General features: G+C 55.9%; 11 protein-coding genes, 2 pseudogenes and 1 riboswitch. Of the genes and pseudogenes, 6 read left to right on the top strand and 7 right to left on the bottom strand.

Annotation, left to right across the window (positions count from 1 at the left end; genetic code table 11):
• Positions 1 to 171 precede the first annotated feature (171 nt).
• The 4 genes from HA45_RS23955 to HA45_RS23940 all read left to right on the top strand — a co-directional run bounded on the left by HA45_RS23955 (position 172) and on the right by HA45_RS23940 (position 4,868).
• Positions 172 to 1,182, top strand: coding sequence for a Zn-dependent oxidoreductase (locus tag HA45_RS23955; RefSeq protein WP_100701020.1), 1,011 nt, complete (start codon positions 172 to 174; stop codon positions 1,180 to 1,182).
• Between the two features lie 105 nt (positions 1,183 to 1,287).
• Positions 1,288 to 2,571, top strand: a complete 1,284-nt coding sequence (locus tag HA45_RS23950) for an MFS transporter (protein WP_100701021.1) — start codon at positions 1,288 to 1,290, stop codon at positions 2,569 to 2,571.
• A 51-nt stretch (positions 2,572 to 2,622) separates the two neighbouring features.
• Complete coding sequence (locus HA45_RS23945; protein WP_100701022.1) at positions 2,623 to 4,083, top strand: mannitol dehydrogenase family protein; 1,461 nt, start codon at positions 2,623 to 2,625, stop codon at positions 4,081 to 4,083.
• Between the two features lie 98 nt (positions 4,084 to 4,181).
• Positions 4,182 to 4,868, top strand: a complete 687-nt coding sequence (locus HA45_RS23940) for a GntR family transcriptional regulator (protein ID WP_100701023.1) — start codon at positions 4,182 to 4,184, stop codon at positions 4,866 to 4,868.
• A 143-nt stretch (positions 4,869 to 5,011) separates the two neighbouring features.
• Here the strand turns inward: HA45_RS23940 and fbaB are convergent, their stop codons facing one another.
• From fbaB to thiM, 3 genes and pseudogenes are all read right to left on the bottom strand, one after another.
• A complete protein-coding gene (fbaB, locus tag HA45_RS23935; protein WP_100701024.1) occupies positions 5,012 to 6,064 on the bottom strand; it encodes a class I fructose-bisphosphate aldolase in 1,053 nt (350 codons plus the stop codon).
• A 205-nt stretch (positions 6,065 to 6,269) separates the two neighbouring features.
• Positions 6,270 to 7,069 (bottom strand): annotated as a pseudogene (thiD, locus tag HA45_RS23930) (bifunctional hydroxymethylpyrimidine kinase/phosphomethylpyrimidine kinase).
• Positions 7,066 to 7,851 (bottom strand): hydroxyethylthiazole kinase, encoded by a 786-nt coding sequence (gene thiM / locus HA45_RS23925; RefSeq protein WP_100701026.1) that lies wholly within the window; start codon positions 7,849 to 7,851, stop codon positions 7,066 to 7,068. Before thiM ends, thiD begins: the two are co-directional and overlap by 4 nt.
• 33 nt (positions 7,852 to 7,884) lie before the next feature.
• Positions 7,885 to 7,980, bottom strand: a riboswitch (TPP riboswitch).
• Between the two features lie 325 nt (positions 7,981 to 8,305).
• On the opposite strand from thiM, the gene HA45_RS23920 reads away from it, so the two are divergent.
• Positions 8,306 to 8,509: a hypothetical protein gene (locus HA45_RS23920; RefSeq protein ID WP_100701027.1), complete on the top strand. Its 204-nt coding sequence runs from the start codon at positions 8,306 to 8,308 to the stop codon at positions 8,507 to 8,509.
• A 64-nt stretch (positions 8,510 to 8,573) separates the two neighbouring features.
• Here the strand turns inward: HA45_RS23920 and ahpF are convergent, their stop codons facing one another.
• Complete coding sequence (gene ahpF, locus HA45_RS23915; RefSeq protein WP_100701028.1) at positions 8,574 to 10,142, bottom strand: alkyl hydroperoxide reductase subunit F; 1,569 nt, start codon at positions 10,140 to 10,142, stop codon at positions 8,574 to 8,576.
• Between the two features lie 70 nt (positions 10,143 to 10,212).
• Positions 10,213 to 10,776, bottom strand: a complete 564-nt coding sequence (ahpC, locus tag HA45_RS23910; protein ID WP_100701029.1) for an alkyl hydroperoxide reductase subunit C — start codon at positions 10,774 to 10,776, stop codon at positions 10,213 to 10,215.
• Positions 10,777 to 11,109: 333 nt separating this feature from the next.
• On the opposite strand from ahpC, the gene HA45_RS23905 reads away from it, so the two are divergent.
• On the top strand, positions 11,110 to 11,562 hold the full coding sequence (locus HA45_RS23905; RefSeq protein WP_100701030.1) for a GNAT family N-acetyltransferase: 453 nt from the start codon (positions 11,110 to 11,112) through the stop codon (positions 11,560 to 11,562).
• Here HA45_RS23905 and HA45_RS28760 read toward each other — a convergent pair.
• Together HA45_RS28760 and apbC are read right to left on the bottom strand one after the other, a co-directional pair.
• Positions 11,559 to 11,681, bottom strand: coding sequence for a hypothetical protein (locus tag HA45_RS28760; RefSeq protein ID WP_280174530.1), 123 nt, complete (start codon positions 11,679 to 11,681; stop codon positions 11,559 to 11,561). The two genes, HA45_RS23905 and HA45_RS28760, sit on opposite strands and share 4 nt — an antisense overlap.
• Positions 11,678 to 12,504 (bottom strand): annotated as a pseudogene (gene apbC / locus HA45_RS23900) (iron-sulfur cluster carrier protein ApbC). Before apbC ends, HA45_RS28760 begins: the two are co-directional and overlap by 4 nt.
• Positions 12,505 to 12,538: the final 34 nt, after the last annotated feature.

Raw genomic sequence — 12,538 nt, 5'->3', positions numbered from 1 at the left:
TCGTAAGACGTGTATCTTCAGTCATCCACCTGTTTTCACCCACTCTGTGACTCTCTTCACAACTCTGCAACGTCAACTTGTATGGTAGTATTTGAAAGCGTATTTTTTCATCATTGCATTCCCGTTGATGCCACATCCACCGATTGAGCGTGCGCTGGCAAGGAGTAAATGATGAAAAGTGTCGTAATTGAACAACCGGGTGAACTGGTGCTGGCGGAACGTCCCTTGCCAGAACCTGCCGCAGGCGAAGTGCGCGTGAAAGTGCAGTTTGCCAGCATCTGCGGTTCTGATGTGCACATCTGGCACGGCCACAACCCGTTCGCCAAATACCCGCGCGTCATTGGTCATGAGTTCTTCGGCCTGATCGATGCGGTAGGTGAAGGCGTAGACGCTGCGCGTATCGGCGAGCGTGTGGCGGTGGACCCGGTCGTCAGCTGCGGACACTGCTATCCCTGCTCCATCGGCCGCCCGAACGTGTGCAAAGAATTGCAGGTGATCGGCGTGCATCGCGATGGCGGCTTCAGCGAATTTGCGGTGGCGCCGGCGAAAAACGCTTTCTCTCTGCCCGCTTCCATTCCGGACAAACTCGCCAGCCTGGTGGAACCGTTCACCATCGCGGCGAACATCACCGCCTTCCTCAAACCGCAGGCCAATGACGTAGCGCTGATCTATGGTGCAGGTCCGATGGGCTTAACCGCCATTCAGGTGCTGAAAGGCGTCTACGGCGTGGAAAAAGTGCTGGTGGTGGATCGTCTGCCGGAACGTCTGGCGCTGGCGCAGGAAAACGGCGCTGACCAGGTCTTCAATAACAGCGACATCCCATTGGCCGCGCAGCTGGAAGGCGTGCAGCCAACATTGATCATCGATGCCGCCTGCCATCCGACCATCCTGGCCGAAGCCGCTGCCCTCGCCTCTCCGGCGGCACGTATCGGCCTGCTGGGCTTCTCCGGTGAACCTTGCAGCATCACGCAGCAGGCGTTAACCAGCAAAGAGCTGTCGCTGTTCACTTCGCGTCTTAACAGCAATCGCTTCCCGCAGGTGATTGAGTGGATGGAGAGAGGTCAGATTCAGCCAGAAAAACTCGTCACGCACTATTTCCCGCTGGCTGAGATTGAAAAGGCGATGACGCTGTTCGAAAAAGATCCGCGCACTTGCTGCAAAGTGATTCTGCACATGGGTTAAGTTAACCTTTACACCAGGTGTCCTTAATTCGGTGCGTACCCGCCGGCCAATATAATAATCCCCTAAATAATTCAGTGTGAAGTATTAAGGGGAAACGGAGTTTCTATGTTAAAGAATCTACGCTGGACCCTCGTACTGCTGTTGTTCCTGGTTTATATGATCAACTACCTCGATCGTATTGCCCTGTCTCTGACTGTCCCTTTGGTGGAAAAAGACCTGATGATCAACGCCGAGCAGTTCGGCATGATTTTCGGCAGCTTCTTCTTTGGTTACGCGCTGTTTAACTTTATCGGTGGCCTGGCGACCGATAAATTCGGTCCGACCATCGTGTTGGGTACCGCCGTTGGCATGTGGTCGCTGTTCTGTGGCATGACCGCACTGGCGACCGGCTTCTGGTCGATGATGATTCTGCGCGTGCTGTTCGGCATGGCGGAAGGCCCGATCTGCGCCTCGGCGAACAAAGCCATCAACGGCTGGTTCCCGAAAAAACAGGCGGCTACCGCGATGGGTTTACTCAGCGCCGGTTCACCGTTGGGTGGCGCCGTCGCGGGTCCGATTGTGGGCTATCTGGCGCTGTCATTCGGCTGGCGTCCAGCATTCGTGGTGATCTGCGTGATTGGCCTGGTGTGGATGGGTCTGTGGTTCTTCTTCGCCGCTGATAACCCAGCACGCAGCAAAAAAGTCTCTGAAGAAGAGCGCGCGCTGGTGGAGAAACTTAAAGCTGAAGAACCGGCTGATGTGATCGATGCATCAGGCAAACCGCACGGTATGGGCTTCTACCTGCGCCAGCCGATCATTCTGGTCACCGCCTTCGCCTTCTTCTGCTACAACTATATTCTGTTCTTCTTCCTGAGCTGGTTCCCGGCTTATCTGGTGCAGGCGCATGGACTGGATATCAAATCCATGAGTATCACCACCATGATTCCGTGGATTGTCGGCTTCGTTGGCCTGGCGCTGGGTGGCTGGATCTCCGATAAGATTTTCAATATCACCGGTAAATTGCTGTTATCACGCAAAATCGTCCTGGTGGTGTCATTACTGGCAGCCGCAATTTGTGTGGCACTGGCGGGCACCATTAAAGAAGTGCACTCGGCGGTGATCATGATGTCGATCTCCATCTTCTTCCTGTACATCACCGGCGCGATTTACTGGGCGATTATTCAGGATGTGGTGCACAAAAGCCGTGTCGGTAGCATCAGTGGCTTTATCCATCTGATCGGCAGCCTGTCTGGGATTGTAGGTCCAATTGTCACCGGATTTATCGTGCAGAATACCGGCAAGTTTGACAGTGCCTTTATTCTGGCCGGTGCCGTGGCGGCGGTGGGTGCGATACTGGTGCTGTTTGTCATCCGCGAACCGAAAACCAACGATAAACCGGTCGCCGTTTAATCGTTTGATGTGGATGGGGCGCTCAGCGCCCCATTTGAAAAAGGAAAACGCATGTTAGAGCTTGATCGCCTTCCCGCCGACGTCCAGCGTCCCGCTTATGACCGCAGCCAGCTTAAAACCCGCATGGTACATATCGGCTTTGGTGCCTTCCACCGCGCGCATCAGGCGCTCGCGACCGATAAACTGGCGGCAGATGGCAGCGACTGGGGCTACTGTGAAGTGAATCTCAACAGCGGCGCGCTGATTCAGGCCCTGCGCCAGCAAGACCTGCTTTATACCCTCACCGAGATGGCCGATAGCAGCCTGCACACGCGGGTGATTGGCGTGGTGACGCAAGCGCTGCACGGTAAAGGCGACGGTATTGATGCGGTGATTGAAGCGATGAGCCAGCCGGATGTGGCGATTGTCTCGATGACGGTGACCGAGAAAGGCTATTGCTACATGCCTTCCAGCGGCAAGCTCAATCCGGATCATCCCGATATCGTGCATGACCTCGAAAACCCCACGCAGCCGCGTTCGCTGCCGGGCCTGATTCTGGCGGCGATTATACGTCGTCGCGAACGTGGATTAACGCCCTTCAGCGTGATGTCCTGCGACAACATGCCGGAGAACGGCCACGTCACGCGTAACGTCATCACCCAACTGGCAGAACGTCACAGCCATGAGCTGGCGGAGTACATCCAAACGCACATCACCTTCCCTTCCACCATGGTGGACCGCATTGTTCCCGCCATGACCGATGCGGCGTTTGATGCGCTGGAAGCGCGCTTAGGCAGCAGCGATCCGGTGGCGGTGGAAGCAGAGCCGTTCTTCCAGTGGGTGATCGAGGATAACTTTGTTAACGGTCGCCCAGCGTGGGAAAACGCCGGTGCTGAGCTGGTGAGTGATGTATTGCCGTTCGAAGAGATGAAGCTGCGCATGCTGAATGGCAGCCATTCGTTCCTCGCCTATCTTGGCTTCCTCGCCGGGTACGAGCACATCAGCGATTGCATGGCCGATAACCACTTTCGCACGGCGGCGCGCGCGCTGATGTTGCAGGATCAGGCCCCGACGCTGCGCACTCAGGGCGTGGATCTTGAAGCCTATGCCGATTCATTGATAGCGCGCTACGAAAACCGCGCCATCAAGCATCGTACTTATCAAATCGCCACCGATGGCACGCAGAAACTGCCGCAGCGGTTGCTGGACAGCGTGCGCTGGCATCTGCGCAACGGCACCTCTTGTGATTATCTGTTGCTCGGCGTGGCGGGTTGGATGCGCTATGTCAGCGGTGTCGATGAACAGGGCCAGACAATTGAGATTCGCGACCCGCTAAAAGATCAGCTGGCGAGCATCGTGTCACACAGTGAAGATGGCGCCGAGCGTGTGAAAGCGCTGATTGGCCTGAAAGCGGTGTTTGGCGATGATCTGCTGCATCAGAGCGCTTTCGTCTCGCGTGTGACTGAACTCTATCAGCAACTGGTCGCACAGGGCGCACGCGCCACTGTGCACGCCCTTGTGACGCAGGTATAAGCGCGTTCACAAATGTGTAGCGCAGATGCAGCGTGCTGATTAGACTGAACCTTTCTCATCGGGCTGGCATTAGCCAGCCGTAATACGGATATTGCTGCATGTCGATTGCCTATACCATAACTACCAGCGAACCCGTCAATCAGCAGATCTATCGCTATCTGCGCAGAGATATTGTGACCTGCGCCATTCATCCGGGCTCACTGCTCTCGGAGAAGGAAGTGTCGGCGCGTTTTAACGTGTCACGCCAGCCGGTGCGCGAAGCCTTTATTAAACTGGCGGAAGCGGGTTTGGTGCTGGTATTGCCGCAGCGTGGCACTTTCGTGCGCAAGATTTCCGCCCAGCGCGTGGCCGACGGTCGCTTTATCCGTGAAGCGGTGGAAATCGCCGTGGTGCGACGTGCTGCACAAGAGATCAGCCCCGAGGGATTGATGGCGCTGGAGCATAACTTGCAGCTGCAGCGTTTAGCCGCTGAACGCCACGACAGCCAGGCGTTTTTAGCGCTGGATGACGAGTTTCATCGCCTGATTGCGGAAGGGATTAACTGCCTGCTGGCATGGGAAACGGTGGAGAACATCAAAGCCACCATGGACCGCGTGCGCTTCCTGACCCTGAGTGAAGTGTCGCCGCCGGAAAGCCTGATTCAGCAGCATGAAGACATCTATCACGCGTTAAAGGCGCAGGATGTTGAGGCGGCAGAAGCCGCTATGCGTCGCCATCTGCAGGAGATGATTTTGACCATCACGCCGATTGCTGAACGGAATAGCGAGTGGTTTGAAGCGCCTTAACTTATTGACCACCCACCGGATTAAACCGTTGGCGGCGCAGGCAGTTCGCGGACGGCCAGCGCACAGGCCCTGGGAGCATACATCAGTATGTGACCAGGGACGCGCACTGCCCGCCCGCGAAATGGCAAGTAAGCCAGGTTTAATTAGGCAATCGTGACGTCTTTTGCCAGATAGACATCCTGCACCGCATTAATCAGCTGCACGCCCTCTTTCAGGGACTTCTTAAACGCCTTGCGACCCAGAATCAGCCCCATACCGCCCGCGCGTTTGTTGATCACCGCAGTACGCACCGACTCAGCAATATCGGTGTCCCCTGCAGACGCCCCACCTGAGTTAATCAACCCGGCACGGCCCATATAGCAGTTCGCTAACTGGTAACGCACCAGATCAATCGGGTTCTCTGTGGTCAGCTTGCTGTACACACGCTCATCGGTATGACCGAATTTCACCGCTTTGTAGCCGCCGTTGTTCTCGGCCATCTTCTGCTTGACGATGTCTGCACCAATGGTGGCCGCCAGATGGTTGGCCTGGCCGGTTAAGTCAGCGCTGGCATGGTAATCCACGCCGTCTTTCTTGAATCCATCATTACGCAGATAGGCCCACAGCACGGTCACCATGCCCAGCTCATGCGCACGCTCAAAGGCGGCCGAGATCTCTTCGATCTGACGACGTGACTGCTCTGAACCGAAATAAATCGTCGCGCCCACCGCTACCGCGCCCAGATTGAATGCCTGCTCAACACTGGCATACAGCGTCTGATCGTACTGGGTTGGATAGCTCAGGGTTTCGTTATGGTTGAGTTTCACCATAAACGGAATACGGTGCGCATAACGGCGTGATACCGAGGCCAGCACGCCATAGGTGGACGCGACGCAGTTACAGCCCGCTTCAATGGCCAGCTCAACGATGTTCTTCGGATCGAAGTAAGCCGGGTTGGCGGCAAAAGAAGCGCCCGCAGAGTGTTCAACGCCCTGATCGACCGGCAGGATCGACAGATAGCCGGTGCCCGCCAGGCGACCGGTGTTGTAGAGGGTTTGCATATTGCGCAGTACGGCAGGAGAACGATTGTTGTCGATCATTACGCGATCAACGAAATCCGCGCCCGGTAAATAAAGGCTGTCCGCTGGAATGGTCATGCAGCGATGTTGAAGAAGTGAATCCGCTTCTTTGCCCAATAACTGTACGATGTCCGTCATGTTGGCTCCTGAAATAAATGGCTGGAATGGAACCGGCAATGGCCGATTCGCCCCCAACAGCCTGGACCGTAAAGCGCCAGACTGGCAAATTGCTGACTCCATTTTTCAGACGGATACGCAGTAAAAAAATTCTGCCACCTTGCACATGGGCGGCCTTCAGATTGAATCCTGTCACGCGGGGGCACGCCTTAATGGCAGTTTTGCCTTACCACCATTGATGGAAGTGGTGCACCGGACCAATGCCCTTACCCACTTCCAGCGAGTCTGCGTGCAGCAACGCCTGCTGCAGCCAGGCTTTGGCCTCAGTCACCGTGTCAGCCCAGTTATCATGACGCGGGCGCAGTGCCGCCAGCGCGGCTGACAGCGAGCAGCCGGTGCCGTGGGTATGACGCGTGTTGACGCGCGGTGCAGTGAAACGCTGACGGCCTGCGCGGGTGATCAGCCAATCCGGGCTTTCGGCATCACTCAGATGCCCACCCTTCATCAATACCGCTTCGCAGCCGAGATCCAGCAGCGCATCGCCCTGCATTAACATGGTTTTCTCATCCTGCGCCATATCGCGCCCCAGCAAGGTGGCGGCTTCGGGCAGATTGGGCGTGATCAGCGACACCTGTGGCAGCAGCAGTTCACGCACGCTGGCCACCGCATCGGGCGACAGTAACGGATCGCCACTCTTCGCAATCATCACCGTATCCAGCACCACAAACGGCAGGCTGGCGCGTTTCAGCCGCTCGGCCACCACTTCGACAATCGCGGTTTCAGACAGCATGCCGATTTGGCGGCATCGATACGCACATCGTCCAGCACTGAATCCAGCTGCACGCCAACGAAATCGGGTTCAATGCGATACACCGACTGCACGCCGCAGGTATTTTGCGCCACCAGCGCGGTGATCACGCTGGTGCCGTAAGCACCCAACGCGGAGAAGGCTTTCAAATCGGCCTGAATGCCCGCGCCGCCGCTCGGGTCGGTACCGGCAATGGTTAACGCGTTGATGCGCTTCATGCCGCCACCTCCAGCGTCCATAATTTGTCGAGGAATGCCGCGACAAAACTGCCCGGTCCTTCAACGGTGCGCGCCGCCTGCTCACCCGCCAGCGACATCACACGACACGCCGCGGCGACATGCTGCAAGCGGTCGCCCGGCAAGCTACTGAACGCGGCGACCACAGCGGAAAGCGCACAGCCGGTGCCGACCACTCGCGTCATCAGCGGGCTACCGCCAGGGATGGCCAGTGTGCGTTTGCCATCGGTGACGTAATCGACTTCACCAGTGACCGCCACCAGCGTGTGATAATCCTGCGCCAATTGCTGTGCCGCACTCAGTGCGGCATCGGCCTGATGCACACTGTCCACGCCGCGTCCGCCCGCAGCCTGGTTAGCCAGCGCGAGAATTTCCGAAGCGTTGCCACGAATCGCGGCGGGATGCAGGCTCAACAGCTGCTGGCAGAATTCGGTGCGTAATGAGAGTGCGCCAACGGCGACCGGATCGAGCGTCCAGGGCGTGCCGACTTTAGAGGCGGACTGCACCGCCGCCAGCATCGCATCACGGCGATCGCGGGTTAAGGTGCCGACGTTGATCAGCAGCGCATCGGCAAAACTCACGAACTGCGCAGCTTCTTCGGCATCGATCACCATCGCAGGAGAGGCCTGTAAAGCCAGCAGCACATTGGCGGTAAAGGTTTGCACCACGTCATTGGTCATGCAATGCACCAACGGTGACTGCTGACGCAGCAGCTGCAGGGATTGCGCGAGTTGCGCGGAGGTAAGAAGGTCAGGCTGTGTCATAAAACTCCCAACCGGCGATCAAGAAGGCGAATGCGGTCAGGCATCTGACTTCCCTACGCTGGCATTATCCAGATCAGGTCAGCGGGTGTATCTCAGCCCTGTTTACCAGGGGCACCCCGAGTCATGGCATGGTGAACATGCCGCACACAGGATAAGACGCGCGTGAAGGATTGTAAATCGGGGCGATGTGCAGAGCGCTAAAAATGGCACTGAATCAAAATAATGAAAATAATTCGATAGGGTGAATTTAAAAAAAGGCCTGTCTCGATCAATTGTTATCAATATTCAACTTGCGACTGGATCTGCCAAATTTATTCTGCTCATTGAAAAATCGACTAATAAACACGCGCCCTCGCATTCATTGATGCACATCAACGCCCGGCCCCGTGTTGCAAGGCCTAATCCCCCTCCGGACTTGAACAGAGTCACTGCCTATCCAATTCCGGAATCGATAATGACCTCAAAATTATTCAGCTTTATTCCGCACGCCCATAAATGGCACGACATTCGTATTTCGCGCAAAGGGGCGATATGCCCTACTGGTCGCCACTATTTTTCTACCCATGTAGAAGCTCAATGCAAAGGTTGCGGCGAACGTTTGCACAAAGTTTATTATCGCGACATTAGCGATGATGAGGCACGCCGTTGGTTGGGATGAAAAACAGGCAAAAAAAAGCCCCACAACATGCGTTGCAGGGCCATTGCGTGGCTATTGCAGAAACTTATTCAGCCGGTTGCGTGCGGATCAGGTAATCGAACGCGCTGAGTGAGGCTTTCGCACCTTCACCGCTGGCGATGATGATCTGCTTGTACGGCACCGTGGTGCAGTCACCGGCCGCGAACACGCCTTTCAGGCTGGTTTCGCATTTGGCATCGATGATGATCTCGCCCATTTTATTACGTTCCACCGCGCCTTCGAGGAAGGTGGTGTTTGGCAGCAGGCCAATCTGCACGAAGATGCCGCTCAGGGCGATCTCATGGCTGGTCTGGTTGTTGCGATCGATATAAGCCAGACCGGTGACTTTGCTGCCGTCGCCTTTCACTTCGGTGGTCTGCGCATTCAAAATCACATCAACGTTTTTCAGGCTGCGCAGTTTGTCCTGCAGCACTTTGTCGGCGCGCATTTCGCTAGCGAACTCCAGCAGCGTCACGTGCTCAACCAGACCTGCGAGGTCGATAGCCGCTTCAACGCCGGAGTTACCGCCGCCGATAACTGCCGTGCGCTTGCCTTTGAACAGCGGACCATCGCAGTGTGGGCAGTAAGTCACGCCTTTGGTGCGATACTGCTCTTCACCCGGCACGCCCATGTTGCGCCAGCGTGCGCCGGTAGCAATGATGATGCTGCGTGATTTCAGTACTGCGCCAGAAGCGGTTTCAATCGCATGCAGACCGCCCTCTTTCGCCGCTGGGATCAGCTTGATGGCGCTCTGAGTGTCGATAACGTCAACATCGTAATCATCAACGTGGGCACGCAGTGAACCGGCCAGCTTAGCGCCTTCGGTTTTCTGTACTGAGATGTAGTTTTCGATGTCTACGGTGTCGAGCACCTGGCCACCAAAGCGCTCGCCCATCAGGCCAGTACGGATACCTTTTCGTGCAGAGTAAATCGCTGCCGCTGCGCCCGCTGGGCCGCTACCGACGATCAGCACTTCATAGGCTTCACGCTTGTTCAGCTCTTCTGCTGCGCGCTTCTCTGCGTTGGTGTCCACTTTGCCGACGATTTCCGCCAGGCTCAGACGGCCCTGACCGAACTCTTTGCCGTTCAGGAATACCGCAGGCACACCCATCACGTTGCGTTCGGTGATTTCGTTCTGGAACATGCCGCCGTCAATCGCGGTGTGGCTGATGCGTGGGTTCAGCACCGCCATCAGGTTCAGCGCCTGAACCACGTCAGGACAGTTGTGGCATGACAGCGAGTAATAGGTTTCGAAATGCAGGTCGGTATCCAGAGCAACCACTTGCTCCAGCAGGCTCTGCGACTCTTTCGAAGGGTGTCCACCGGTCTGCAGCAGGGCCAGCACCAGTGAAGTAAATTCGTGACCCATTGGCGAACCGGCAAAGCGAGGGCCGCTTTGGCTGCCTGGGTTAGTGATCAGAAAAGAGGGTTTACGAACCGGACGATCATTCTCTTCACGGAAGCTGACTTTTTCTGACAAGCTCGCGATATCGGCTAACAGAGAACGGATCTCCGCAGATTTAGCGCCATCATCCAGAGTGGCAATCAACTCAACCGGTTTCGTTAATTTCTCAAGGTAGGCCTTGAGCTGTGTTTTTAAATTGGTATCGAGCATAGTGAGTTCCTGTCATGAAAATCGGGTGCCGTAGCACCCGATTGAGAAAGATCGAATGGCTGGGTGTTGCTTAGATTTTGCCAACCAGGTCCAGAGATGGAGCCAGTGTTGCTTCGCCTTCTTTCCATTTAGCTGGGCATACTTCACCTGGGTGAGAAGCCACATACTGAGCCGCTTTGATTTTACGGATCAGGTCAGATGCGTCACGACCGATGCCTTCAGCGGTGATTTCGATAGCCTGGATGATGCCCTGTGGGTCAACAATGAAGGTACCGCGATCTGCCAGACCTTCGTCTTCGCGCATGATTTCGAAGCTACGGGTCAGTGCGCCAGTTGGGTCGCCGATCATCGCATATTTGATTTTTGCGATGGTGTCAGAAGAACCGTGCCAGGCTTTGTGGGTAAAGTGCGTGTCGGTAGAAACAGAGTAGATGTCTACGCCCAGTTTCTGCAGTTCTTCGTGATGGTCTGCTACGTCACCCAGTTCAGTCGGGCATACGAAGGTGAAGTCAGCCGGGTAGAAGAAGAAAACACTCCATTTACCTTCAACGTCTTTCTCGGTTACGTCGATGAATTCGCCGTTTTTGAACGCTGCGTTTTTAAATGGTTTGATTTTGGTATTAATGATGGACATAGGTGACCTCCGTTAAAAGATGTGATGCAAGTTACAGTTTTTCGGGCCAACTTCTAATACGCAGACGTTATCAATCAGATAATCAAAAGCTATCAAAACGCTGATGCCAGATTCCATGCGGCTTGCCGCGGCATTCTACACAGAAAGCTCGCTGATTTGACAGGCTTTATCTTTTTGGTCGGCTACTGTTACCCGAGGTCGCCATTTATATCGACCGTCACGAATGGCAAAAGGTACGCATAAATGCGCACCCTACGAAATCCTGCTTTGTTGTAGGGTTGCCATTTATGGCGATCGTCACGCGACATCCCCTTTTTATGCTGGAGCCCATGCTTGGAAATTCGATTATTTGAGGAAGCCGACCGCCCTTTTCTGCGCACGCTGTTTCTGGCGGCGCGGCGTCATAACTGGACCTGGCTGGATGGCGATGACTGGACGCTGGAAGATCTGGATGGGGTGATATTGGGTGAAACGGTGTTAGTGGCGCTCGTTGAGGGCCACCGTGCCGGATTTGCCGGCATCCTTCCTAACGATAACTTCCTGCACAGCCTGTATGTCGATCCTGAATTTCAAGGTCGCGGCGTCGGCAGCGCCTTACTGGAGGCAGTGCAGCAGCGCTTTACCTCAACTGGCGTGCTGAAATGTTTGATGCTGAATGAGCCCGCGCAGGCGTTTTACCTGAAACACGGCTGGCAGCGGGAAGCCACCGGTGAGAGCGAACAGGGAAAATATGTGCTGATGCATTTTCCGCTGACGGCGCGCGCCAGCGGAAAAAGCGTGCGCTAAACCGCGCGGAAAGAGATATCGGCGGGAATCACTTCGCCCTGCCAGTAAAGCTGTGCCGCCACGCGACCGGCTAACTGACGATACAGTGCGGTGAATTCGCTGTCCGGACGGCGGATCACCGTCGGTTCACCATCATCCAGATCCTCACGCAGATGAATGTGCAGCGGCAATTGCGCCAGCAGTTGGGTGTGATAATCCGCAGCCAGTTTTGCGCGCCACCGGTGCCGAAAATCGGCTCGTGGTGGCCGCATTCGCTGCAAATATGGATGCTCATGTTCTCCACCACGCCCAATACCGGCACGCTAACCTTCTCAAACATCACGATGCCTTTGCGCGCATCAATCAGGGCGATGTCCTGCGGCGTAGTGACCACCAGCGCGCCGGTGACCGGTACGTTTTGCGCCAGCGTCAACTGAATATCACCGGTGCCCGGCGGCATATCAAGAATCAGGTAATCCACATCCGGCCACATCGTCTCGTTCAGCAATTGCATCAGCGCTTTGCTGGCCATGGGGCCGCGCCACACCATGCATTCTCGTCGGTGACCAGATAGCCAATCGAGTTAGTCGCCAGTCCGTGCGCCATGATCGGCGCCATATGCGTGCCATCCGGCGAGGTCGGACGCTGGCTTTCGGTGCCGAGCATATTGGGAATCGACGGGCCATAAATATCAGCATCGAGAATCCCGACTTTTGCCCCTTCGGCAATCAGCGCCAGCGCCATGTTCACCGCCGTGCTGGATTTGCCCACGCCGCCTTTACCGGAACTCACCGCAATGATGTTTTTTACGCCTGTCGCGCCAGGATGATTTTTCACGCGCTTGAGCGTGGCGATGTCGTGGCGTAAACGCCAGTCGATAGCGCTGGCATGGGTTAAGCGCAGCAGTTCGGCGCTGACTTGTGCCTTCAGCTCTTCAAAGGCTGAAGCCCACGCAAACGGCATCACCAGTTCGATGTGCAGCTTGCCGTCGAGTAAC

The sequence above is a fragment of the Pantoea rodasii genome, assembly GCF_002095465.1.
GTDB classification, from domain to species: domain Bacteria; phylum Pseudomonadota; class Gammaproteobacteria; order Enterobacterales; family Enterobacteriaceae; genus Pantoea; species Pantoea rodasii.
The sequence above is the reverse complement of the archived record's forward strand: the minus strand, read 5'-3'. Positions and strand labels throughout refer to the sequence as shown.

Coding starts and splice junctions, on each gene's coding strand:
- ahpC (WP_100701029.1), bottom strand. CDS start 10,776: ATGTCCATCATTAATACCAAAATCAAACCATTTAAAAACGCAGCGTTC.
- thiM (WP_100701026.1), bottom strand. CDS start 7,851: ATGACACAGCCTGACCTTCTTACCTCCGCGCAACTCGCGCAATCCCTG.
- HA45_RS23920 (WP_100701027.1), top strand. CDS start 8,306: ATGACCTCAAAATTATTCAGCTTTATTCCGCACGCCCATAAATGGCAC.
- ahpF (WP_100701028.1), bottom strand. CDS start 10,142: ATGCTCGATACCAATTTAAAAACACAGCTCAAGGCCTACCTTGAGAAA.
- HA45_RS23955 (WP_100701020.1), top strand. CDS start 172: ATGAAAAGTGTCGTAATTGAACAACCGGGTGAACTGGTGCTGGCGGAA.
- HA45_RS23940 (WP_100701023.1), top strand. CDS start 4,182: ATGTCGATTGCCTATACCATAACTACCAGCGAACCCGTCAATCAGCAG.
- HA45_RS23950 (WP_100701021.1), top strand. CDS start 1,288: ATGTTAAAGAATCTACGCTGGACCCTCGTACTGCTGTTGTTCCTGGTT.
- HA45_RS23945 (WP_100701022.1), top strand. CDS start 2,623: ATGTTAGAGCTTGATCGCCTTCCCGCCGACGTCCAGCGTCCCGCTTAT.
- fbaB (WP_100701024.1), bottom strand. CDS start 6,064: ATGACGGACATCGTACAGTTATTGGGCAAAGAAGCGGATTCACTTCTT.